This is a genomic window from Arthrobacter sp. APC 3897 (genome assembly GCF_030407495.1).
In the GTDB taxonomy this organism is placed as follows: domain Bacteria; phylum Actinomycetota; class Actinomycetes; order Actinomycetales; family Micrococcaceae; genus Arthrobacter_B.
On the sequence record NZ_JASDDG010000018.1, the window covers coordinates 1 to 25129 of the forward strand.

Consider the following 25129-nt stretch of genomic DNA (forward strand, 5'->3'; position numbering starts at 1 on the left):
CGGGTTTCCTGATCCACCCGGGCACCGGCTGGCTGATTGAGGCAGGGACCGGCTACCTGGTCGAAGCCGGAAGCCTGCTGTACACGAATTTCCGCTGGGATCCTGTAACCGGCGTTGTGGTTGAGATAGTGGATGACCAGGAGCCGGCCGGCCCCACTCCGTCCCCTGCGGAGCCGCCGTCCCCCTCGCCGACCGCCGCCGCGACAGCGGTCACGTCACCTTCCCCGGCAGCCGCACCCGCGCCGTCGGCAACCGCTTCGCCCAGCCTGCTGGCGGCAGTGCCCGGCAGCGACAGTGAAGGGGCGGACGGCAGCGGATGGCTGGTGCGCACCCTGGTGATTCTGGGACTCATCGGAGCGGGCGCCCTCTATTACATTAAGCTGCGCGGATCCTCGGCGAAGGCTGCTTTCACCCGATAACGGGCGGCAGGGGATAGACTGTCACGGTCTTATACCGTGGTCCATGCCACAGCACAACTCTGGGGGGGTAGTTTTTGCGGGTTCTCTTACTCACTCATTCCTACTCGCCGGAGCACAGCCCTCCGCAGCGCCGCTGGACCCAGATCATCCGTTCCTTCCGGCAGCGGGGCTGGGACGTCGACGTCGTGGCTCCCGTTGCTCATGCGCCCCACGGCCGGCGCACGCTGCCCAAGGCAGAAGCGGGCCGGGCCTTCCGCCGCGATACCGGAGTTTTCGGGGAACAGATTCGACGGGTCCCCTACCTCCTGCACCGCACCACGCGGCTGGGGCGCCTGTCGGACCATCTGTTTTCAGCGGCCTGCAGCGTACCGGCTGCCCTCCTGGGCCCCAAACCGGACGCCGTCATTGTCACCGTCCCCAGCCTGCCCATCCTCGGGGCCGGCTACCTCGCTGCCCGGCTGCTGCGCACACCGCTGGTTGTGGACATGCGGGACGCCTGGCCGGACATAGCACGCGACGCACGGCTGGTTCCGGGCAGCGCAAAAGGCCTGGCCGAGCGCATCATCATGGGAATCCAGGACAGCGCAGCCCTTGTTGTCACAGTGACCTACGGATTCGCGCAGACGCTCAGGGACCGCGGGCTGGGCAACGTAGCCACAGTGAGCAACGGCGTTGACGTGTCAGTCCGCGAGCTGCTGATGCCGCCTCCCGAGCAGTCGGAATTCCTCAACGTGCTGTATCTCGGCAACCACGGCGAGAGCCAGCGGCTGGACATCGTGATCCGTGCGGCCGCCCTGGCCCGGGACTGCGTCCGGCTGAACCTGGTGGGACACGGCGTCCAGCGCCGCGAACTGATAGCCCTCGCCCGGGAGCTGGACGCACCGGTGGTCTTCCACCATCCGGCGGTGGGCGCCGAGGTGATGGAACACTACCGGCACGCTGATACCTGCGTGGTGTCGCTGCGGGATGATTGGAAGTCCTTTGAAACCACCATTCCTTCCAAGACTTATGAAGTGCTTGCGGTTGGCCGGCATGTGACCGGTATTGTGCTGGGCGAGGCCCGCAAGATCATTGAAGAATCCGGAGCCGGTGACGTAGTGTCCGCCCACCCCGAAAAGGTTGCCGAGCTGTGGCGTGAACTCGCAGCTGACCGGACCAGGCTGCTGACCGGCACCGCAGGACGGGACTGGGTTCATGACAATGCCAACGTCGATGCCCTGGCCGATGCCTATGCCGAGCTGCTGACCACCCTGGTGGACGGAGTCTCCACCCCGTGAACCGTTTCGGCACACTTGTGCGCAATCTGCTGCTGGCCGGCGGAACCGCCGTCGAACACCTGGGCGATGATCCGGTGGTCCTGGCACTTCAAATCTCCCGCCGGCTTCCTCCCGGCGTGCTGAGCCCGCCGCTGGACACCGCCGCCCGCATCCCAGGGCGGGGCACCCTCGCCTCGCTGGTGGCGCTGCTGCGCGGGGACAGGCAGCGGCTGGAAGCGAACCTCCGTGCGTGTCTGCAGGGCGGCGGCCGCGACGGTCAGCGGCTGCGGATGGCGGACGTGGCCACAGCTGCCGGACTGCCGGACCTTGCCGCCGGGCTCCTGGAAAACGTCCGGCCGGACGCCCGCGGCCGCCGGGGAACCCTGGCCCGGCTGAACTGGTACAACGGCAGCACCTCCGAAGCGGTCAGCGCCCTGGACGGTGGATCCCGCCGGGAGCTCGCCCAGCAGCGCCGCCTGGCGGCTGAAGCGCGGGTTTTCGCCGGCTGGCAGCCCCGGCTGGCGCCGGTGCGGGGGTATGAGCCGGAGCCCCGGACGGTGCTCCATGTCCTGACCAATTCGCTGCCGCACACGCAGAGCGGATATGCGCAGCGGACACATTCCATCCTCAAAGCCCAGCTGGAGCTGGGGTGGAACGTCCATGCCGTGACCCGGTTGGGCTATCCCGTGCAGGTGGGCAAGCTGGGGGCCGGGGATACGGACGTGATCGACGGCGTGGCATACCACCGGCTGCTTCCGGCCCGGATGCCCTTTGGCATGGACCGCCGGCTGCAGCGGCAGGCAGAGGACATGCTGGCACTGGCCCGGGTCCTCCGGCCAACCGTGCTGCACACCACCACACACTTCACCAACGGACTGGTCACCGCGGCCGTGGCGGAAGCCCTCGGTATTCCGTGGGTGTACGAGGTCCGCGGGCAGCTGGCGGACACCTGGGCCTCCACCCGGCCCGAGGAAGCCCGGAGCAGCCGGCGTTACCGGGATTTCAAGGCCGCGGAGGCCCGGATCATGAACCGCGCCTCGCTGGTGCCCACCCTGGGCACGGTGATGGCTGAGGAAATCACCGCTGCCGGGGTGGACCCCGCCAAGATTGTGCTGCTGCCCAACGCCGTGGGGGAGTTCTATCTGAAGGAGCCGCTGGCGCCCCGGGAGGCGCGCCTGCTGCTCGGACTTCCCGCGGACACGGAGATCATCGGAACCGTCAGCAGCCTGGTTGACTATGAAGGCCTGGACGATCTGCTGCGGGCCTTCGCCGTGCTTGCACCGAAACACCCGCAGCTGACCTGCCTCATCGCCGGCGACGGCGTGGCGGCACCCGCATTGAAGGCGCTCGCCGCAAAACTGGGGATAGACCGCAGGGTGGTGTTCCCGGGTCGTGTATCCCGCCAGGATGCACATTTGTATCATCAGGCACTCGACATCTTTGTGGTGCCCCGGAAGGATCTGAACGTGACACGAGCGGTTACCCCGCTGAAACCCGTGGAAGCCATGGCCTGCTGCACCCCCGTGGTGGCCAGCAGCCTGCCGGCGCTCCGGGAATTGGTGAACGACGGCGGCAACGGCACCCTGGTGCCGGCGGCAGACCACGCGGCGCTGGCGGCAGCGCTCAGCCGCCTGCTCACCGATGGCGGTCAGCGCACCCGGATGGGTGTCAACGGGCGCCGGCATGTCCTGGCTACCCGGACCTGGCACGCCAACGCGCAGCTCTGCGTGGAGAAGTACGGCTCCCTGACGGTTGCGGCCTGATGGCCGGGATCAAGGCGGATTCCCAGTCCGGCCGGCAGGGGGATTCCGTGCCCGGAGTCCAGGTGAAACCGCTGTCCGTGGATGTCCGGGGACTGCAGCGCGTGGGCGCGCGCCCGGGTTTTGTGGACTACGTTGTCCAGGTCTGGAACTACCGCCAGTTTATTTTCTATGACGCCAAGTCACGGGTGCAGAGCGGAAACCGCCGGGACCGGCTGGGCAGCATCTGGCTGATCCTGAATCCCGTGCTGAACGGGCTGACCTACTTCCTGATTTTCGGCCTGCTGCTGGGAACAGGGGGAGGTATCGAGAACTTCATCGGCTACCTGGTGATCGGCATCTTCCTCTTCCAGTACAGCTCACGCGCCATCACCAACGGTGCGCGGTCCATCCAGCAGAACCGGTCAGTTATCCAGGCCTTTTCCTTTCCGCGGGCCACTCTGCCCATTGCCGTAAACCTGCGCGAGCTGCTCGCCAACATTCCGGTGTTCATCGTGATGGTGCTGATTGTCCTGCTGATCCCTCCCACCGAGGAAATCTCCTGGCTGGGATTGCTCATCATCCCGGCTCTGCTGCTGCAGAGCATCTTCAACCTGGGAGTGGGACTGATCCTGGCCCGGGTGATCTCCAAGGTGAATGACGTGGTGCATCTCCTGAGTTTCGCGCTGCGGGCCTGGATGTACGCTTCGGCAGTCTTTTACTCCTACGACAGGTTTATCCACCAGCCGGTGATGCTTGAGATCATCAAGCTCAACCCGCTGTTCAACGTCCTGGATATTGTCCGCGACGTGCTGCTCTACAACACCGCGCCGGACTGGCAGTCCTGGGCCGTCCTGAGCTGCTGGGCGCTGGGTGCGCTTGCCATCGGGTCCGTCTACTTCTGGCGGGCGGAGGAAACCTATGGACGGGGTTAAGGACCTGGAGTACCTGCAGGAGGACCCCTGCATCGTCATCGATGACGTGAGCATGCGTTACCGTGTGCCGTCCAGCGAGGCACCCGCCGCCGATGACACGTCCAGCGGTACCTCGCGATTTCTGCGGCGTGTGATGGCAAGACCCAACCTGGTCACCGTCAACGCGCTGAACCCCATGTCCCTGGTGGCGCTCCGCGGCGAATCAATAGGCATTGTGGGCCGCAACGGCTCGGGCAAAAGCACCCTCATGAAACTCATCAGCGGGCAGGTCAAACCCACCACGGGGGCTGTCTACGCCGTGAGCACCCCGGTCATGCTGGGAGTTAACGCTGCTCTGGTTCCCGAACTGCCAGGTGACCACAACGTGGTGCTGGGCTGCCTGGCCATGGGAATGTCCAAAGCGCAGATCGCTGAGAAGTTCGACGAAATCGTGGAACTCTCCGGCTTGGAAAAGGCCATTCACCTGCCGATGCGCTCCTACTCTTCCGGGATGGCGTCCCGGCTTCGCTTTGCCATTGCCGCCAGCATCGATCCGGAAATACTCCTCATTGACGAGGCATTGAACACCGGTGACGCGCAGTTCGCGGACCGCAGCAAAAAGCGGATGGACGAGTTGCGCGGCAGGGCGGGCTGCGTGTTCCTGGTCAGCCACAGCCTTGATACCATCCTGGAGATGTGCACCCGCGTCGTCTGGATCGACAAAGGGGATCTGCTGATGGACGGCGACCCCGGAGCGGTTGTCAGCGCCTACAAGGACTTCACGCGGCACCTTTCCAAGGGCAACAACATCAGTGCCGCGAAAATCCGGACAGATGCCATGGAATCCCTGACCGTCACCCGGGTGATGGAGCGTTCCACCGGCCGCCGCAGCCTGAGGATGCAGTAGGTGGCTTTGCTGGGCGACGTCCGCACCGGACTCTGGCACCTGCGCGCAGGTGGCCCCGCCCAACTCAAGGAATGGAAAATCCGCAGCCGGGCCGAGCGTAACTTCGCGGATCCCGCCAATGCCCGCGGTGTGGAAGCCGGATGGATCGGCCGGGGCGCCGCACGCCGGTTATCGATCCCGGCGGCACCGCTGCCCGCACCGGTGCCGCGCAGGAGCGACCTCACGGTCGGCGTCATCCTGGACGAATTCTCCGCCATGGCCTTTGCCTACGAGTGGAACACGGTGGCTCTGGACCCGGCGTCCTGGCGGCAGCAGATGACAGCGGCGGCAGTGGACCTGGTTTTCATTGAATCGGCCTGGGCCGGCAACAACCGGCTTTGGCGCGGCAAACTCGCCGGTCCATCCGGTCCTGCTCCCGAACTCGTGGAGCTGCTCCAATGGAGCCGACACAACGGAATCCCGACGGTCTTTTGGAACAAGGAAGATCCGCCCCACTACCAGGACTTCCTTCCTGCAGCAAAGCTCTTTGAACATGTCTTCACTTCCGACGTGCGCCGGGTCCCGTTTTACCGGCAGGATCTCGGTCACGAGCACATTGGTGTGCTGCCGTTTGCCGCACAGCCTGCCATCCACAACCCGGTGCGTCCCCGGCACGGCCGGCACTCCCGGGACATCGCCTTTGCCGGCATGTACTTTGCCCACAAGTATCCGGAGCGCCGCAGCCAGATGGACCTGCTCCTGGGCGGGGCCATGGACGCATCGGAAAAACTCGCCACCGGGCTGGAGATCTTTTCCCGCAAGCTCGGCGGTGACAGCAACTACCAGTTCCCGGCGCCGCTGAATACCCGGGTGGTGGGTTCCCTGAGCTACCCCCAGATGCTCTCCGCCTACAAGACGTACAAGGTGTTCCTTAACGTGAACTCCGTGGTGGATTCGCCCAGCATGTGCGCCCGCCGGATCTTCGAAATCAGTGCAGCCGGCACCCCCGTCATCACTACGCCCAGCGCCGCCGTGGAGCAGTTTTTCGCTCCAACGGAGGTGCCCGTGGCAACCACCAGGGAGGAAGCGGCCGCACTGAGCCGCGGCCTGGCCTCCAACCCGGAGTACAACGACAGGACCGTGCACCTGGCCCAGCGCCGGATCTGGGAGCAGCACACCTACGCACACCGTGCGGAGGAGGTTCTGGCAGCCGTACTGCCGGACCGTGCCCGCCCCCTGATCCGGCCCGCCGTTTCGGCGCTGGTGCCCACCATCCGGCCGCACCAGCTGGACGGCCTGTTCGCCACCATTGCCCGCCAGCGGAACGTGGATGTGGAACTGGTGCTGCTGACCCACGGATTCGAGCTGGAACCGGGCAGGCTCGAGGAACTGCAAACCACGCACGGGGTGGCGAAAGTAAAGCTGCTGACCGCCGGACGCGGCGTATCACTGGGCGAATGCCTGAACAGGTGCGCCGCTGCCGCCACCGGAGAGGTAGTGGCCAAAATGGACGACGACGACCATTACGGTCCCCACTACCTCAGCGACCAGCTGCATGCCCTGCATTATTCGGGCGCGGACATCGTGGGCAAACAGGCGCATTACATGCACCTGCGCACCTCCAACGCCACAGTGCTGCGGTTCGGACACCGGGAGCACCGGTACACGGACTTCGTCATGGGCCCCACCATCACGGCCCGCCGCAGCCTGGTCCTGGAACTGCCCTTCCCCGCGCTGGGGCTGGGCGAGGACACCGGGTTCCTGCGGCAGGCTGCAGCCGCGGGCAAACGCATTTACTCATCAGACCGTTTCAACTACTTTCAGGTCCGGGAAGCAACCGGGCACACATGGCAGGTGGCGGACGCCGCCCTGCTGGCGTCCGGTGACCTGAAATTTTATGGGGGACCGCATGAACACACAGACATTTAATCCCGGGGAGGCTGCCACCGAAGTCTCCACGGTCGCCGTCGTCGGCCTTGGCTATATTGGCCTGCCCACCGCCGCCATCCTGGCCGGCAAGGGACTGCACGTCATCGGTGTGGACGTAAATCCGGACACCGTTCAGGCCGTCAACGAAGGCCGGGTGCCCTTCATCGAACCCGATCTGGGTGTTCATGTGGCCGGCGCAGTGAGCCAGGGGCATCTCACGGCGCAGGAAAGCATGCCGGAGGCGGACGCCTACATCGTGGCTGTGCCCACTCCGTTCCGGGATGACAAGACTGCCGATCTGGTCTACGTGGAGCAGGCCGCCCGCAGCATTGCCGCCAGGATCCGTCCCGGCAACCTGGTGATCCTCGAGTCCACCTCGCCTCCCGGCACCACGCGCCGGATGGCGGACGTCATTCTTGACCTGCGTCCCGACCTGTCCGCGGCGGCCGGCAGCGACAGGGACCGGGTCCTGTTTGCGCACTGTCCCGAGCGTGTGCTGCCCGGAAGAATTATGATCGAGCTGGTCACCAATGACCGCATCATCGGCGGACTGACACTGGAGGCTGCCACAGCCGCCGCCGGCCTGTACAGCACGTTCTGCCAGGGGCGTATCCACCTCACTGACGCTGCCACGGCTGAAATGGCCAAGCTGGTGGAAAACGCCTACCGGGACGTGAACATCGCGTTCGCGAACGAACTCTCCGTCATCAGCGGCAACCTCGGCATTGACGTGTGGAATCTGATTGAGCTGGCCAATTACCACCCGCGCGTCAATATCCTCCAGCCCGGTCCCGGAGTAGGGGGCCACTGCATTGCCGTGGATCCCTGGTTCATCGTGTCCGCGGACCCGGAGAATTCCCGCCTGATCCGCACAGCGCGCGAGGTCAACGACGCAAAGCCCGGCCATGTCATTGCCGAGGTAAAGACGGCGGTTGAGGGGATTGAAGCTCCCGTCATTGCAGCCCTGGGACTGGCTTTCAAAGCGAATATTGATGACACCCGCGAATCCCCGGCAGTGGAGATTGTCCGCCGGCTGGCACTGGAAAACCCCAGGGCGCGGATCCTGGTGGGACGGTCATTCCCGGGAGCTAAACTTCCCGATGAACTGTCCCCGCTGCCGAACGTATCGTCCGTCGTCACCAATGACGCCGTAGCCGCCGCTGACGCCGTCGTCCTCCTGGTGGACCACGATGCCTTCCGGGAAATCCGCCCCGAACAGCTGGCCGGAAAGGCCGTCATCGATACCAGGGGATTTTGGCGCACCACGGCATGAAGCGGCTCGCCAAACGGTTCGCGGCCGCCGGTGCCGGTCTGCACCCGGCGCTGAAGGCTCGCCTGCGGCGCACCGTGGGGCGCGGCCGGCCGGACCACGGAGAGCTGAGCGTGGTGGTGCCCATGCACAATGTGGCTCCGTACCTGGAGCGTTGCCTCACCAGCCTGGTGAACCAGACTTACGCCAACCTGGACATCATTGTGGTGGATGACGGATCAACCGACAGCTCAGCAGCAGCTGCCGGCCGGTATGCCGCGTATGATCCGCGGATCCGCCTGATTAAGCTTCCCCACGGCGGCAACGGGCGCGCCCGCAATGCCGGCATCGCTGCCGCACGCGGAGAGTTCCTCACCTTTGCCGACGCCGACGACGTTGTTCCCGGCAACGCCTACGAAGTCATGATGGCGTCTCTGGCGGCGTCCGGGTCCGATTTCTGCGTGGGATCCTACGGACGGATCCGAGGCAGCCGGAAGATCCCGGTCCGGTTGGCCGGGAGCATCCACGCACGGATGAGGACCGGCGTTACGGTCAGCGATATTCCGGAGGTTATCGACAACGTCTTCCTCTGGAACAAGGTCTTCCGCCGGGACTTCTGGGACCGTCAGGTAGGTCCCATGCCGGAGAACATCCGGTATGAGGACCAGGAAACCACTGCCCGGGCCTATCTGCGCTCGCAATCCTTCGATGTGCTTCCGGATGTGGTCTACTGGTGGCGGATCCGGGAGGACGGCTCTTCCATCACCCAGGCCAAACATCTGATCGAAGATCTGCGGGACCGGCTCTCCGTAGCCGGTGACGTCACCGCCCTCTGTGAGGCGGAGGCGCCGGCACCGGTTGCCGCAGGCTGGTTCCGGCGGCTGCTGGGCGCGGACCTCCTTCCCTATATTGAACAAATTCCGGACGCCGGCGAGGAGTATTGGCAGCTGCTTAGACGGGGTGTCCGGCAGCTCTGCGCAGCCGGGCAGCCGCATCTGCGGGACATTGATCCGCAGGTACGCGTGCTGCTGCACCTGACGGCGGAGGGAAGGCGTGAGGATATCCGGCGAGCCCTGGTGGACCGGATCAACAACGGAACCGCCAGCCCGCTCGTCTTTGACCGGGGACGGATCTTTGCTGAGCCGCCGCTCCTGCAGGTACTCGCTGAACCCGTGGACCGGGAGCTCCTGGCAGTGGACGCCCGGCACCTTGACCTGGTGGCTGCGCTTGCACCACCCGTGACGGAGCACGACGGCGGTGCCACCCTCAGGGGATACGCCTACCTGCGCAACGTGGACCTGCGCCGCACTACAGTGCAGCTTTCCGTGCGCGTCTGCGGGGACGAGGGTTTCCAGCCGCTGCCGCTACAGCCCGGCACGGACCCCGGCCTGGATACTGCGTCGGGGGACCGGAACTGCAGTTATGCGGATTCCGCCTTTTCCCTGCAGATAAATGCGCCGCTGCCAGTGGAGCTGACGGTGTGTGCGGAAGTGGACGGACACCGGACCGAACGGACGGTAGCCCTGCCCGTTCCCGCCGGACCGGGCGCCAAGTCCCGCGGCAACGGTCCCGCAGTGACAGCCTTCGCCGCTGAAGCCGGCGGCGACGCCATAGACATAGTGGTGGACGGCGCTCCTGCAGCGGCAGCCTTTGCCCTGGTCACCGCGCGTTTCCGGATTCCGGCAGGAGACGCCGAGCCGCTGCCCGACGGCGGGACGCGGCTCCGGTTCCCCCTGCCCGTCACACGGTGGGGCAGGGAACTGCCGGCCCCGCCGTCGGACTCTTACACCCTGCGCTGGAACGCCGGGGGAGGCCGGCCGGACCCGTCGGATCCCACCGTTCCAGTTGCCGAAGACACGGCCGCATCCTTCCGGTCCAGCCTGTTGTCCGCGGCGCGGGTCTGCGGCCTGCGGACAGCGGCAGGAGCCATGGCCGTCAGCATCGCTGCTCCGCTGGCCGCGGATGAAGCGGGAACCTTTCACCAGTACCGGCTGCGGCGCGAGGTCTTCGGCACGCACCCTGCTCCGGAACTCACGCCCGGAGTTTTCTTTGAAAGCTTTGGCGGAAAAAGCTGCACGGACAGTCCCCGGGCCATTTCCGATTACCTTGCCGCCAATGGTTTTGATGAGCCTCTGTATTGGTCCGTCGCTGACCGTTCCGTCCCCGTGCCGGACTATGCGGTGCCCCTGCTGCAGGGATCCGCTCAGTGGTACCGGAAACTGGCCTCCACCCGGCGGCTGGTCAACAACAACAACTTCCCTTGGTATTTCCGTAAATCGCCGGGCCAGTTCTACCTGCAGACCTGGCACGGAACGCCGCTGAAAAAAATTGGCCTGGACGTGCCGCAGCGGGTGCTCTCCCTGTCCTACCGGGACCTGATGGCCCGGGAAGCAAAGTGGTGGGACCTGCTGCTGGCACAGAATGACTTTGCCGCCGGAGTGCTTCCGACGGCGCTGGGCTATAAGGGGGAAGTGCTGACTGCCGGATACCCCCGCAACGATGCACTGCTGCATCCACAGGCCGCGGACGGCGGGAACAGGGTGCGGGCCCTGCTCGCAATTCCGGCGGACCAGAAGGTGCTGCTCTACGCTCCCACCTGGCGCGACAGTGTCCGGGACGGCGCCGGCCGGTCGGACTGGAACGGATTCCTCGACGTAGCGGAAGCCAGCCGCCGGTTGGGGCCGGGATGGACCTTCCTGATCCGCGGCCACCACAACGTTGCCGGCCAGCGCCGGATCGAGAACCACCCTGCGGCGATCGATGTGACCGACTATCCGGACATCAATGATCTGTATCTGGTCTCGGATGTCCTGGTCACTGACTACTCCTCGGCAATCTTCGACTATGCAGTGCTCCGGAAGCCAATGGTCCTGCTGGTTCCGGACCTGGCTGAGTACCGCAGGTCGCGCGGACTGTATCCGGAGCCGTCCGATGTCTTTGGGCTGCTGCCGACAGCGTCCGCTACTGATGAACTCATCTCTGCACTGACACGGAGTGCAGCCGCCGGTGAACCGGCTTGGAGCCGCATCGCGGACCGTTATGCTTCCGCTGAACAAGGCACGGCGGCAGCGGCGTCCGTTGCACTGCTGCCAGCCTCCGCTCATTTCCAGAACCCCACAGGAGTCCAACGTGGCTAAGGGCCAATTTTCCCTCGTAGTGGCGCTGTATAACGTGGCCGACTATGTTCCCACCTTCCTCAAGTCTCTGGAGGCCCAGACCTACCCGTTGGCGGACCTGGACATAGTTGTGATCGACGACGGCTCCACCGACGAATCTGCGGATGTGGTGTCTGAATGGGCCCGCGGCCGTTCCAACGTCCGCCTGGTCCGCAAAGAAAACGGCGGCCCGGCCTCGGCCCGCAATGTGGGACTGGACCTGGTCCGGAATGCCTGGGTGACCTTCTGCGACCCGGACGACGCCTTCCACCCGCACTATTTTGACCGGATTGCCGCCTTCATCAGCCGTGATGTCCAGCAGTCCGCACAAATGCTCACCGGCCGGCTCGTGCAGTTCAACGACTCTTCACTGCGGACGTCGCAGGGCCACCTGCTGAACCGCAAGTTCCGCCAGGGGGACCTGCTGGTTGATCTGGACCTGAACCCGGAGTACTTCCACATGCACGGGCCCACCACCTTCCTCCGCAGAGAGATGCTGGAGGCGCATCAGCTCCGCTTTGACGAACGCATCCGCCCCAAATTCGAGGACGCGAATCTCATCGGCCGCTACCTCGCGGCGGCCGGCCGTCCGGTAGTAGGCCTTGTTGCCTCGGCCAGCTACTACTACCGCCGGCAACGCCGCGGCACAGCGTCACTGGTGCAGGGGACATGGGCCGACCCCCGTGCCTACAGCGACCTGCCGCAGTACGGCTGGCTGGGCATGCTCGAGGGCGTGCGTTCCAGTGCCGGAGGGGTTCCGCACTGGGCACAGTACATGGTGCTTTATGACCTGGTCTGGCTCTACATTGATGACAAGCGCATGCACAGCGACACCGGCTCCGCCACGCCCGAGCAGCAGGCCCGCATGCATGAGCTGCTGGAAAGCATCATCTCCCTGATTGACGAAGACGTCATCAACACGTTCAGCGTGGTCAGCCAGGGGTGGCTTTTCCACAGTATTCTCCGCACCTACTACAAAGGCATCCGCGACGCTGATCCTCTCGTGGTGGAGGGGACAACGGATCCGGTGCAGCAGGTCACCACCTACAACTACCTCTACCAGGGAAACGTGCCGCAGGAAGAGTACCTGGTGGACGGCGTTTCCCGGGTTCCGGCGGCCGCAAAGGTGCTCGAACACCGGGTGCTGGGCAGAGTCCTCATCCGTGAGCGGATCCTTGTTCTGCCGGCAGGGGAGAGCGCAGAGATTGTGCTTGACGGCGTCACAGCGGTTCCCTCCAAGGACCGCGGAGTTCCGCTGCAGCCCGGACGGCGGCCTACGCCGGCTCCCTACCTTCAACTGGCTGCGGGGCGGGCAAGGAGCCGTCTGACTAAGACGGTAGGTGGAAGCCGTATATCCCGGCGCCTGGCGCGTGCCCGTGCGGGACTCACCGTCCGGCAGGTACTGTCCGGACAATCCCGTTCACGGACGGCCGCGTCGGCAATAAAGCGGGTGATCCGCCGGCAACTCAAGTCTGCCGCAGCCAAGAAACGGGCTGCTGCGGACCGTGCGCTCATCCGCCGGGCATCCAGCGAACCTGTGCGCTCGCGGTACAAGGATGCCTGGCTGCTGATGGACCGGATTGACCGGGCCGATGACAATGCCGAGCACCTCTACCGGTACCTCATGAAGCACCGCCCCGACATCAATATCCACTTCGTGATTGAAAAGGACTGTCCCGACTGGCACCGGCTGCAGGGCGACGGCTTCAAGCTGGTCCCCTACGGCTCGGATGAATCGGTGCTGCTGGTACTGAACGCCGCCTATAAGCTCTCGTCTCACGCTAACTGGAACGTCGAATACCCGGTGAGCCGACGCCGTTACGGTGCGGGCAGCGCCAAATTCGTCTACCTTCAGCACGGAGTCATTAAAGACGACATGTCGCGTTGGATCAACGGCAAGAACATTGCAGCCATGGTCACAACCACCCGTGGCGAGCACGAGTCCATTGCCGGTGACAACAGCGTTTACCGGCTGTCCAACCATCAGGCCAAACTCGTTGGGCTGCCTCGTTACGATGCCCTGCGTAAGGCAGCGCTTGCCTCACCGGTGGAGGAGCGCCGCCGGCTACTCATCGCACCCACCTGGCGTCAGTACGTGAAAAAGGTCATCGAAGTGTGCCCCACGCCTGCCGAGGCGGCCAGGGCATTCGAAGAAACCGACTTCGGTAGCACATGGATGGCGCTGCTGCGCTCTGCGGAGCTGAAAGAACTGAGCGTGAACGAGGACATGGACGTGGTCTTCATGCCCCACCCGGAGTTCGAATTTGTGGTGCCCTATCTCGACCTTCCCGAGTTTGTACGCCCTGCGCGGTACCGGGACGTGAGCGTCCAAGCCGAGCTGACCAAAGCCCACACCATGATTACCGACCATTCCTCCATTGCCTTTGATGCCGCGTATGCCGGCAGCAACCTCATCTACCTGCAGTTCGACGGCGACGAAATTTTCCGCGGCAAGCATGTGTACCGCAAGGGATACTTCGACTACGCCCGGCACGGTTTTGGTCCGGTGACCGAGAACGTGGACAGCGCTATTAAAGAACTCGAACGCATCGTTTGTAGGGGGCTGGCCCGCGAAGGGAAGTATGAGGAGCGGGTACGGGAAACGTTCCCCTTCTGGGATTCACGCTCCTGCGAACGGATCACTGCAGCAGTGGAGAACCTGGCACGTCCCTGGGATCAGCAGCTGCCACTTGATGCGCCTCTCAATACGCCAGGCAACGGGGAATGAAGGCCGCACAGTGGCTGAGGCGGGGAATGAAGCAGCTGAAGCGAAGAGCCGATCCTGATCCCGTGTCCCGCCAACCGGCGGATGCGGCCGGCTGGCTTGCACCGGAAGTGCCGGCCGCTCCAGCACCGGCTGCTGCTGTCACAGGTCTGCGTGAATGGTTGGATCAGGTGTCCGCTGCCGCCGCCGTCGTCGTCTGCAGCGAAGCTCCGGAAGCGGAGATGCGCAACTGGTACGTGCAGCTGCTGGGAGAACTCAGGGACCACCTAACGTATGTGCAGCACAGCGGACCGGAGTACTTCGAGGTTCTTCAGGAGCTTGTTGCCGGCGTGCTGCAGGCTCCGGCCGGGCGTCATGCCCTGTTTACGTTGCCGGATGTTCATCAACGGGTGCTGCTTTGGCTGACGGCACATAACCGGCGCAACGATGTGCTGCTGGTACTGGCGGACCTGCAGGACAATGGCCGCAGCTACCGCCTGTCCACCGCACACGGCGCAGAAACCATCAGGGACTTCAGTGCGGAGCTGTCATACCTCCTGCTGCTCAGCAGCCACGTTGACGCCGAACTGCTCCGGCTAACCCAGGCGGACTTGGTGCTGACAACCCGACTAACGGGATTCGCCTGGACCGAAGACGGAATGCTCAAGCTCGGGGGATGGGCCTATCTTCCCGGAGTCGACCCTGCAGAGTGCGCTTTGGAGGTTCGGTTTCAAGCCACCGGTTCGGATAAGAGCACCACGCTCGCCGTGATCCGGGGGCACGATCCACGGATCGATGCGACGGCATCGGATCGCTGGTTGTCCTATGCCGGTGCAGCTTTCACGGCAATAGTGGATCCCGGAGCGCTGCCGCAGCTGGACCTCCAATCCGGCACAGTCTCGGAGTGGGTGCTGGAAGTGACGTTGAGGTTCGGCGGGATCTCGGTGTGCGGCCCGTTTCGGGACCGGGATCCGGATACCGTGCCGCGGCGTCTTCCGATCGGACCGCTGACCGATGAGCGCATTCGTGTCATTGGCTTGATGGACGGCACCGCGGGCCTCAGGCTCAGGCGGGTGCGCTATTCCTGCAGCGCTGTGTCCGTTGCAATGGACGGGAGCACGGCGGGTATCAGCTTCAACCCTGATGGCGGTGTCACGCCGTCGGCTTTGCATCTTGAAGCGCCCGGCGAACCTCCGTTGGAGTTCCGCCCAACGGATTCCGGCGGAACCTCGTTTGCCGTGGACGTGAGGTCAAGTGGCTCCACCGCCAGCAACCAAAACCAACGCTGGACGGTCAAAGCTGTTCTGCCCAACGGCCGCAGCGAACCGGTGGGCTGGGGCGGCTCAGGCGCCGAGTTGGCAGCGGCGTCGGAGCCCTCAGCGGTGCTGCGAGCCGAATGCACGGGGTACGGGTACCTGCAGCTGGTGATGCAACCGGGGCGGGTGACCCTGGACAGCGCGGAGATCAGCCCGGACGGTGCCACGCTGGTCATGGAAGGAAGGGCGGGTCAATTGCCGGGCTCACCGGATCCAGTGCTCCCGGAGATGCTGTTGCTTACTGCCCGCAATGAACTGCGCCCGCTGTCCACCATCTGGCTGGATGGCACTCATCGTTTCCGCACGGAATTCCCGCTCCAGCAGAACAAATGGGGACACGGGAACCGTGCGCCGGAGGCCGGGCATTACCGCGTGCTGCACGCTGTGACCGACGATGCCGGGCGCGTCCGCAATGCCAGAGTTCCTGCACTGGGACAGCTGCTCCGGCAACTTCCTCTGCGAGCTGAGCGGACATTGGCAGCCCTGGAGCTGGTGGGGGAGGGAAACGAGCAGGATCTGGTACTGCGGGTTTCCGCTCCGCGCCCTTCGGCTGACCGCACCGCCCTGGGCCGTGGCCGATTGATCGCGGATTATTGCGGGACGACGGAAGCGGTGGACCCCGGTGCCGTGCTCTTTGAGACTTTTGACGGCAAGTCCTGCTCGGACAGCGGCCGTGCCATCAGCGATGTACTAGGCGCTCACCGGCCGGATCTGCAGAGGTACTGGACCGTGGCGGACTTTTCGGTGCAGGTTCCGCCGAACTGTACGCCGGTGCTGCGCGAGAGCCCGGAGTGGTTCCGCCTTCTCGCCACCGCCGGCTATCTCGTCAACAACAACAACTTTCCGCACTATTTCCGTAAACGCCCGGAACAGTTCTATCTGCAGACCTGGCACGGAACACCTCTCAAGCGCATCGGTTGCGATACACCCGTGGCCGGAACCACCGCCTCCTACCGCGCGCTGATGCAACGCGAGGCGGCGGCCTGGGACATGCTCCTGGCACAGAATGAGTTCGCTGCCGGCACCTTGGCTGCCGCCTTCGGATACCGGGGGCGGACCGCCGTTCTCGGGTATCCCCGCAATGATGCGCTGGCCGCTGGGCCAGCTGCCGGGCGCCGGGAAGAGACTCGGCGCCGCCTCGGAATCAACCCGGGTCAGAAGGTGCTTCTCTACATGCCCACGTGGCGGGACAGCGCAGCCGCCGCAAGCCGGTACCTTGATTTCAACAAGGCCGCAAGGGAACTTGGTCCGGACTATGTGAATCTTTACCGGGGTCATCACAAGATCGCTGGCCGCCGCAAAACAACGGGTCAGGAGCACTACTTGGACGTCACTGCCTATCCCGAGGTAAACGATCTTTATCTGGCGGCGGACCTGCTGGTCACCGACTACTCCTCGGCCATGTTCGATTTCTGTGTGACCGGCAAACCGATGTACTTTCTGACTCCGGACCTCGAGCATTACCGGGACACCGAACGAGGTTTCTATTTCGATTTTGAGGCGGGGGCACCTGGACCCATTGCGAGTAAGACTGAGGATTTGCTGGCGGCAATCCTCTCAGAGGATGCGGCCGCCGAACAACACTCCCTTCGCTACAAGGTGTTTCTGGAGAGGTTTGCGCCGGACGACGATGGCGCTGCCGCGGGCAGGATTGTGCGGGCAGTTTGGGGGTCATAAACAAAAAGCGGAGACTCGCTGAGACCCAAAGACAAACTATATGTTCGAAGGTGTACTGCAGTTCACCTTTTGTTCCTCTGCGCGTACTCTGGCATGGGGGCGCGAAGATTTGTGTACGTGGCAATGACGAGCTGTCGATATTCGAGAGTCCCATTTCAACACTCCGACGAACAGGACAACAGATGACCGTGCAGGCCGTAATTCTCGCAGCAGGAATGGGGACCAGATTGGCGCGCCCCCATCCGAAGGCATTGACGCAGTTGGATGATGGACGCACGATTATGGAACAGCAGGTAGAGAATCTACGAGCTGCTTTCGGTGACGATCTCCATCTGACGATTGTAGTAGGTTACAAACTGGAACAAATAATGGAGCACGTTCCCGAGGCGTCTTTCGTCTATAACGAGGCCTTTGACCAGACAAATACTTCCAAAAGTCTCCTGAAAGCCCTTAGGAATTCTTTCGACGGCGGCGTTTTGTGGATGAACGGTGATGTTGTTTTTGATCCAGCTATCCTCGGTCACCTTCAGGATCACATACTTGCGGACCAATCCTTCGTTGCAGTGGATACTTCATCAGTCTCTGATGAAGAAGTAAAATATACTGTTGATGAATCCGGGCATATTTATGGTCTATCAAAATCGGTGCAAGGAGGACTTGGAGAAGCCGTCGGTATCAACTTTGTTTCTTCGGCTCATAAGGGGCAACTGGTAGCCCGACTCAACGAAGTTGAGGACCAAGATTATTTCGAGAAGGGAATGGAGATCACGATCGTGCAGGATCGGTTCAAGTATCTCCCTGCAGACATTAGTCAGTTTTATGCTGTTGAGGTGGATTATGCGGATGATTTGGCTCGTGCCAATCAACAACTTTTGGCAGAATCGGCATCAGGAATAACTGCTCGTTGAGCCTAATGTGTTCCACGAAGTACGCCGGGGGCCAAGCAGGGCGGTCAGTCCAGAGCTGTGGCCTCTAAACACTATGGAGATACTCATTGCATGAAACTGTCAAGCTAGTCGTATACCCGTCACCCGTTGTGCTGCCAAGTAACGCGATCCAACGATTCCCGCCGCGGCCGAAGAGTCAGCGACAGGATAGTTACGACGAACTTTTCGATGCAAACACTTTGTTTTATGATTCCGTACAAGTGGACGGTGGAATTAGCCTTATAGGTCCGCCGTTGCTGAACCTTGAGACAGTACTTTCTCAGGGTGTCGTCACAGACCGTAGGGGAAGACCTTTACGGACAGTTCACAACTCGCTGGACCGCACATCGATAATTCGCGTTGACGGAGATGAAAACGTCGATGTTGTGAATATTTGTTCTTCTGAGATGGCTTTGTCGGCTATTGCATCACCCAACTTCCGCGACCTGTTTGAAGGAACGAATACCCTCGTCACCAAATCCAAAGACAATCGTCTAACGTGGATTTCTGATTGGGTCAAGTTTCATGTTGCTGAACAGAAGATTGACGCAGTACTTATCTACGACAATAACTCGAGCCAGTATGGTCCGGAGGACGTTCTCGAGGCCATATCTGTTCCTGGAATCAAAGTTGCCGTAGTGGTTCACTGGCCGTTTAAGTTTGGACCCCAAGGCGGAAGCTGGAACGGGCTAAACGGGGCACCCTGGGATTCAGATTTTTGTGAATATGGCATCATGGAGCACGCGCGTCATCGGTTCCTTGGGGGCGCGGCCGGCGTATTGAATGTTGATATTGACGAGTTGGTTATCACGAAGGGTGATAACACGGTTTTCGATGTTCTCACCGATCTTGAATGCGGGGCTATCTCGTTTGCGGGACGATGGATTGAGACAGCCGGACGCCGTGGCGCCAGTGAGTCGTTCGCTGATTACTCGTACTATGACAAGCGCCGTGCACCAACGACCATAAAGTGGGCTATCTCGCCAACGAAGATACCCGAAGCCACGCAATGGAAGACGCACATGATTGCCGGTGTGACAATGGTTCCTTCCCCGACAACTATGCATCGACACTTCATGGGGATCAGTTCGAATTGGAAATGGCAGCGGTCGACTGACCGTGACCTTGCGGCCCATCATGAACGGGATCATGAATTGTTGACCGCCTTTGGGCGGGCATTTGCCATTGGGGTCTGAAAGAGTCGCTGCGCGGGGTGGGGGACCACTCCTAGAAACCTGCATGGCGCCTTTAGTAGACCTGCGCCGAATTGGCATACAGCCACAGGTGCTCGGAAACAGCGTATAAATCCGCGCTGATTATCATTCGACACGGGGTGGGCCCGTGCTGCGCCCGCTTGCTAATCGGCGAAGTTACGGCTGCCCCAGCATGGAGTGAAACCGGGGCAGTTGGTTGCAGCTTTCGTTCTTAGACAGCAGATGGGGGGAGTCTCGTTCTGAGACTCCCCCATAGATATTTGGTTTGCGCCCCTAGGAGACGTCAGAGATGTGATGCGCCCCAAATATGGTCGTAAACACGCTGTGCGGCCTTCCCATCATCGTGGGATGCGTACAACTTTCTGAAGCTCTCGTATTTATCCGCATAAGCCGTGGTGGGACCCTGAAGTATCGATTCAACCAGGGACTCCGTGCTGGCAACGATGGGACCCGGACTAGTGGATTCAAAGTCGAAATAGAATCCTCTGACCGAATCGCGGTATCTCTCCAAATCAGGTGCGAGGAAGTACATGGGCTTCCCGGTGACACAGTAGTCGAACATGACCGATGAATAGTCGGTGACTAAAAGATCGGAAGCTGTGTACAGCTCATTTATGTCTTCATAATCTGTCACGTCGATGCAACTTAGATTAGTAAGTGCCGGCACTTGACCAGCAACATTGCTGTGTCCCCTTACCAGAAAAACAAAATTGGCTCCCAGGCGGTCGTTTGCTTTCTGGAAATCCAGGAAGGAACTCATCTGATATCGATTGCCCTGGCCTCTGAGGTAATCCCGCCAGGTCGGCGCATAAAGAACAACAGTCTTGTCTTCATCGATGCCTAAGCGACTCCGGACGGCAGCACGTAGAGGGTAATGGTCATCCTGAACCAAAGTGTCATTACGTGGATAGCCTTCAGTGACAACGCGACAACTAGTGCCGAAGGCTCGGGGAAGAACTTCGGCAGAGAAGTCGTTCTGTGCAAGCAGGAAGTCCCAGTATCGGGCTTCACGTTGCATCAAATTTACATAAGGCAACGATAGATGAGTCGACGGTATGTCGTTTCCAATACGCTTCAGTGGTGTTCCGTGCCAAGTCTGAACGTATTTTTGGCCTGCGCGCTTTCGGTAATAGAAAGGAAAGTTGTTGTTGTTTACGAGATATTCGACGGTATGAAGTTTTCTGTACCACTCCTCCGAGTACCGGATGAGCGGGACTGCCCCGGTAGGAACATGCACCGAAAGGTCAACTACTGACCAATATCTGGTTCGGGGATCATCCCGGCGATCCATTTCATTGAATAGTGCGAGGCCTGAGTCTGTGACTGACTTGCCACCGAAGGACTCAAATAAAACGGCCCCGGGCTCTAGGGGGAGTTCGGAAAATTCAGGAATCCGGTCCTGAAGAGTTCTCTGCCTGTACTTACCTCTCTCAGAGGTATCCAGAGGTGCCAACACCTGCAACGCGAGGGCGCCAGCCCTTGGCGTACGACCAAGCTTCAACCGTGTGGTTTGCGTCGTTAGTTCCTGAGGAAGGCGAAGCTCAAGGTCCTTGGTAACTGGTATCCAATACTCATGACTTTCTCCACCCAACGATTCTGTGGCACACCGGACCGTATAGGTGCCGGACGTTAGGACCTCACGAGAAGAGCCATGCTTTTCACGATTGAGCACAAAAGTCGTAGTCATTGCGCCGGATCCGTGGAGGACTTCGGTTTTGGACGGCCTTACCCTGTGTGCGTCGCTAGCTAGTACCAATGGAGGCAAGGTCAGGTAGGGGGGAGTGCCGACGACACACTTGGCACGGTACTCCACCTTCAGCTCATTTGTGGCGGCGTCGTAAGAGGCGTCATCTATAACTAGTCTCCACCGCTGCTGCGTCAGCTCGAGGTACCCGTATCCCGACACCGTAGCGCGAAGATTATTGATGTCCTCGGAAGTTCTGTTCAGAGACTCAATATCTGTGGGCCAAGCTATATGGTGCAGCTTTCCGTCGCTGCTGATGACCCTCACCTTATACATGTAGTTCGCGGTGGGCGGCTGGTCCTCATTCAGGGTGGGTACATCAATGATGAACTTGGCCGCTTCATCGGCCGGCCCCGGAATCTTCCGGCCGTCGAGTTCGATACCGAGCTTCGGACACTCAATCCTTATGCCCACGAGATCTTCGCCTGGTGCCCCGGTGACGCTCAAATTCACCGTCTGATCTTCAACGCTAAGTTCCGTTACAAAACGACGCTGCTTCACGTCAAAGAATGACAGGCCGTATTGTTTGGAGAATCGAGTGATGAGTCTACGGTTTCCGGCGGCGTCAAGAAGGGGCATGCTCGCAGTCGTCCCACCGGCATCTTTCGTCAGAAAATTTGACGTGATATTTTCGTTGTCCAAACTGAGCGACAGCGACAGCGCCCACTCGGAGCCATCGTGCTGTGGTCCGGTCGGCAAAGAATCCAAGTCGACCTCAGCCACAAAGCCAGTGCCCGCATAACTAACCCAAGGGTCACCGTCGACTGCGTCAACGTCGAAGTCTGAACGTTTTATCGGACCTAGTTCGATTCGCTGGGAAGAGAGAATGTCAATGAGTTCAACACGAGGTACACCGGGGTAGTATTTCGGGCTCAGACCTTCAATAAATGCGTAACCGGAAATTTCCATGGACCGTGGACCTGTTTTCCGCATTGCGGTTAGGCGGCTCTTAACGCTGAGGTTCTTTGGGTCGACACGCATCAAACCGGGTTCCGGAATGTAATCTATATCCTCAAGATATGCAGGTTTCGCAGTCAGGCCGGAATGATCCTTCTCAATTTCGAAGGAGTGTCCGTACTCAGCCAAGTGCAGTACTACCTTTTCTGCATTTTTACGATCCGCAGACCCAATGAGACGTACCAGTATCTTGTGATGTGGGGACATCTCATTGAGTACGGCGTCATCCAAGTCAGCCGCCAGCCGTTCAACCCCTCGTTGGAGCTCTTTCCAATACTTGTCATCAACCCGAGGAATAAGGCTGTAGTACTGACCAAGATCTGGTCCAAGGGTCCGTGCAAGCCACGCGATCCTGGTGGATTCTTTACCAGCTTCTTGGAGAAGTTTCGCGACGCAATCTATTGCCGCCAGTCGATCTCTCACATCAACATATCGTTCCTTCTGCTGTGTGATCGACGAGTTATCGCTGCGGATCCGCCAGTCATAGACTACTTCTTTTACAACATCGAATTTAGTCGAGAGTAGATAGGCTTTGGCGGTAGTCTCCTGGTCTTCGTAGAGAACACCCTCTGGGAACTGTCCGATGTTTAGATCCCAAAACGTCTTCCGGAATAGTTTGTTACAGGCAAATACGTCCTGCAATATTCCGGGACAGTCTTCGACACTGATTCCATGTTGGGGTTCTGCATGGAGCCTTTCCGCCCATGCAGGAACACGCCTGACGCCGTTCGTTAGACGCCTGATTGTTCCCACCACAAAATCGGACCCGGTGTCGGTAAGTGTACGAATCATCTGGGTATAGGCATCACGCGGAATGATGTCATCGGAATCCACAAATGATAGGAAATCACCAGTTGACTCCTTGATTCCCGTATTCCGTGCCGCGCCTAGTCCGGCGTTGTCTTTATTTATCAATCGTATACGTGTGTCGGAGGACGCCAAAGCCTCTGCTATAGCAACGCTTGAATCGGTGGAACCATCGTTTATCAGAAGTATTTCAAGATGTGGATATGACTGTGAAGTAATACTTTCGACACACTCGGCAAGATAATCTTCGACATTATAAACAGGAATTATGACTGATATGGTTCCAAGATGCTGTGGTGCGGGTTTTGACTTCGAATCCAACACATGCAGGTTGTCTTCTTTGATAGCGACCTTTGGGGGCAGCATTAGCTCTTTTTTTGTCTTAGCTGCGGAGATATTGGCTGCCGAAAGTAGGGGGCGGACCTGGTTTCGTACAGATGGTGGAACTCGTCGCCACACAGCTCTTAGGTATGGAGATCTTACGTGCGGTGACATTGTGTCTGCACCTTTCTAGAGGTGTTAATTGTCGGTATTTTTAGGTAGCTCACTTGCGGGCAGATTAATATCAGCGACGTTTTGCGGCGAGGTTTGAATAAAAAACCTGCTAATGGCATCGAGTGTACGGCGTGCGGCGAACCCATCGCCGTACGGATTTATAGCCTTGGACATGGAATCGAAGTAGTCCCGGTCATGGAGCACCCGGTTCACCTCGTACACAATCCTGTCCTCACCGGTGCCGATGAGCTTCACGACGCCGGCTTCCACTGCTTCCGGCCGCTCAGTGTTTTCCCTCATCACCAGCACGGGGACACCCAGGCTGGGGGCCTCTTCCTGGACTCCGCCGGAATCGGTCAGGATGATGTGTGCCAGCGACAGCAGCCGGGTGAACTCGCCGTACTCAAGCGGTTCGGTGACCAGGACGTTGGCCAAACCGTCCAGATGGGGGAGCACTGCCTCGCGGACCAGCGGATTGGCATGGGCCGGCAGCACAATGCTTAGGTTGGGCTCGGCGGCGGCAATGCGGGCGAGGGCCCGGCCAATGCCCTGCATTCCTTCGCCCTGGTTTTCCCTGCGGTGTGTGGTGACCAGCAGGATTCTGCGGCCGGAGTCTGCCAGGTCTTCCAGCTCCGGGTCCTTGAAGGGAACGTTCTTCTCCACCGTGGCCAGCAGGGCGTCCACAACAGTGTTGCCGGTAACCACAATGCTGGCCGGGTTGATGTTTTCTGCCAGCAGGTTTTGCCGGCTTCCCTCAGTAGGCGCCAGATGCAGAGAGGCGAGCTGGGACGTGATTTTCCGGTTGCCCTCCTCAGGGAAAGGCGAATGCGGGTCCCCGCTGCGCAGTCCGGCTTCCACATGGACCACGGGAATGCCGTGGTAGAAGGCTGCCATGGCTGCGGCGGTGGAGGTGGTGGTATCGCCCTGGACAATGACGGCGTCCGGGCGGTTGACGTTAAAGAGTTTTTCCAGCCCGTCGATGGTCCGGGCAAGAATGCTGTTGAGGGTCTGGCCCGGCTCGAAAATGTTCAGGTCATGGTCAGGTTCAATCCCAAACAGGTTGTTGACCTGGTCCAGCATCGAGCGGTGCTGGCCGGTGACAGTGACAAAGCAGTCCAGCACGTCAGACTTCTTCAGGGCGGCTACGATCGGCGCCATTTTGATGGCTTCCGGCCGGGTGCCATAAATAGGCATGACCACTGGCATAAATTCCCCGCTTAGCTTGACAACTGCGCGATAACTCGGCTCAGTCTAACCGAAACGCATTTGGGGGGAATAAGAAGTCGAATCCGGACAGGTAGAGTACTTTTCACCTCATCCCGGGCATTACCCGAAGAGGACCAGCAGGGCTATCAGCGCGGGAACCGAAAGACACACCAGGGTTGTCAGCGCCAGGGCCACCAGACGCTTCCTGCGGTGCGCCCGGTCCTGTTCGGATTGGGGTGCGCGGCTGCCTGCCGGCGGACGGGGCAGAGGATCGGTGCGCTTGCCCTGCCCGGTCTCTGTCTCTGGCCCAAGGGGGGTGTCCCTCATATGTCTTGCCGCGGCAATGTCCGCGTACCGCTTGTTGGCCATGACCCAACTTTCCCACATTTATGCAAATCGTTATCGGCGACGCCAAGGCGCCTGCGGTAGAGTTCCTACTGACCAAACCGGCACGCAGGCAATGAGGCCAGCGCTCCGGATCAGAGGTGCCAGCACGGAAACGGAATCACTTTGCAGACCAAAATCACCGCGAACGC

15 protein-coding genes are annotated in these 25129 nt (G+C 60.9%); 12 read left to right on the forward strand and 3 right to left on the reverse strand.

Features of this window, described 5'->3' with window-relative positions:
• The 12 genes from QMA10_RS10005 to QMA10_RS10060 form a co-directional block, all read left to right on the forward strand.
• Positions 1–419, forward strand: a 419-nt coding sequence (locus tag QMA10_RS10005) for a hypothetical protein (protein ID WP_290167965.1), incomplete at its 5' end; no start/stop codon positions are given.
• Positions 420–493: 74 nt separating this feature from the next.
• Positions 494–1696, forward strand: a complete 1203-nt coding sequence (locus tag QMA10_RS10010) for a glycosyltransferase family 4 protein (protein ID WP_290167967.1) — start codon at positions 494–496, stop codon at positions 1694–1696.
• Positions 1693–3438, forward strand: a complete 1746-nt coding sequence (locus tag QMA10_RS10015) for a glycosyltransferase family 4 protein (protein ID WP_290167968.1) — start codon at positions 1693–1695, stop codon at positions 3436–3438. Before QMA10_RS10010 ends, QMA10_RS10015 begins: the two co-directional genes overlap by 4 nt.
• The gene (locus QMA10_RS10020) at positions 3438–4349 is read left to right on the forward strand and encodes an ABC transporter permease (protein ID WP_290167969.1); all 912 of its coding nucleotides are present in this window, start codon (positions 3438–3440) and stop codon (positions 4347–4349) included. The genes QMA10_RS10015 and QMA10_RS10020 overlap by 1 nt, the downstream gene beginning before the upstream one ends.
• The gene (locus QMA10_RS10025; RefSeq protein ID WP_290167971.1) at positions 4336–5235 is read left to right on the forward strand and encodes an ABC transporter ATP-binding protein; all 900 of its coding nucleotides are present in this window, start codon (positions 4336–4338) and stop codon (positions 5233–5235) included. The genes QMA10_RS10020 and QMA10_RS10025 overlap by 14 nt, the downstream gene beginning before the upstream one ends.
• Positions 5236–7143 (forward strand): glycosyltransferase, encoded by a 1908-nt coding sequence (locus tag QMA10_RS10030; protein ID WP_290167974.1) that lies wholly within the window; start codon positions 5236–5238, stop codon positions 7141–7143.
• Positions 7124–8416, forward strand: a complete 1293-nt coding sequence (gene wecC / locus QMA10_RS10035; protein WP_290167976.1) for a UDP-N-acetyl-D-mannosamine dehydrogenase — start codon at positions 7124–7126, stop codon at positions 8414–8416. Before QMA10_RS10030 ends, wecC begins: the two co-directional genes overlap by 20 nt.
• On the forward strand, positions 8398–11529 hold the full coding sequence (locus tag QMA10_RS10040) for a CDP-glycerol glycerophosphotransferase family protein (RefSeq protein ID WP_290167978.1): 3132 nt from the start codon (positions 8398–8400) through the stop codon (positions 11527–11529). The genes wecC and QMA10_RS10040 overlap by 19 nt, the downstream gene beginning before the upstream one ends.
• On the forward strand, positions 11522–14275 hold the full coding sequence (locus QMA10_RS10045; RefSeq protein ID WP_290167980.1) for a glycosyltransferase: 2754 nt from the start codon (positions 11522–11524) through the stop codon (positions 14273–14275). Before QMA10_RS10040 ends, QMA10_RS10045 begins: the two co-directional genes overlap by 8 nt.
• A gap of 62 nt (positions 14276–14337) precedes the next feature.
• Complete coding sequence (locus QMA10_RS10050; RefSeq protein ID WP_290167982.1) at positions 14338–17244, forward strand: CDP-glycerol glycerophosphotransferase family protein; 2907 nt, start codon at positions 14338–14340, stop codon at positions 17242–17244.
• 182 nt (positions 17245–17426) lie between these two features.
• Complete coding sequence (locus QMA10_RS10055; RefSeq protein ID WP_290167984.1) at positions 17427–18152, forward strand: phosphocholine cytidylyltransferase family protein; 726 nt, start codon at positions 17427–17429, stop codon at positions 18150–18152.
• A gap of 86 nt (positions 18153–18238) precedes the next feature.
• Positions 18239–19366 (forward strand): hypothetical protein, encoded by a 1128-nt coding sequence (locus QMA10_RS10060; protein WP_290167988.1) that lies wholly within the window; start codon positions 18239–18241, stop codon positions 19364–19366.
• Between the two features lie 301 nt (positions 19367–19667).
• Here the strand turns inward: QMA10_RS10060 and QMA10_RS10065 are convergent, their stop codons facing one another.
• The 3 genes from QMA10_RS10065 to QMA10_RS10075 all read right to left on the reverse strand — a co-directional run bounded on the left by QMA10_RS10065 (position 19668) and on the right by QMA10_RS10075 (position 24962).
• The gene (locus tag QMA10_RS10065) at positions 19668–23258 is read right to left on the reverse strand and encodes a bifunctional glycosyltransferase family 2 protein/CDP-glycerol:glycerophosphate glycerophosphotransferase (RefSeq protein ID WP_290167989.1); all 3591 of its coding nucleotides are present in this window, start codon (positions 23256–23258) and stop codon (positions 19668–19670) included.
• Positions 23259–23411: 153 nt separating this feature from the next.
• On the reverse strand, positions 23412–24593 hold the full coding sequence (gene wecB / locus QMA10_RS10070) for a UDP-N-acetylglucosamine 2-epimerase (non-hydrolyzing) (protein ID WP_290167990.1): 1182 nt from the start codon (positions 24591–24593) through the stop codon (positions 23412–23414).
• A gap of 120 nt (positions 24594–24713) precedes the next feature.
• Positions 24714–24962 carry a hypothetical protein gene (locus tag QMA10_RS10075; RefSeq protein ID WP_290167993.1) on the reverse strand — a complete coding sequence of 83 codons (249 nt, stop codon included), beginning with the start codon at positions 24960–24962 and terminating at the stop codon, positions 24714–24716.
• Between the last annotated feature and the right edge of the window lie 167 nt (positions 24963–25129).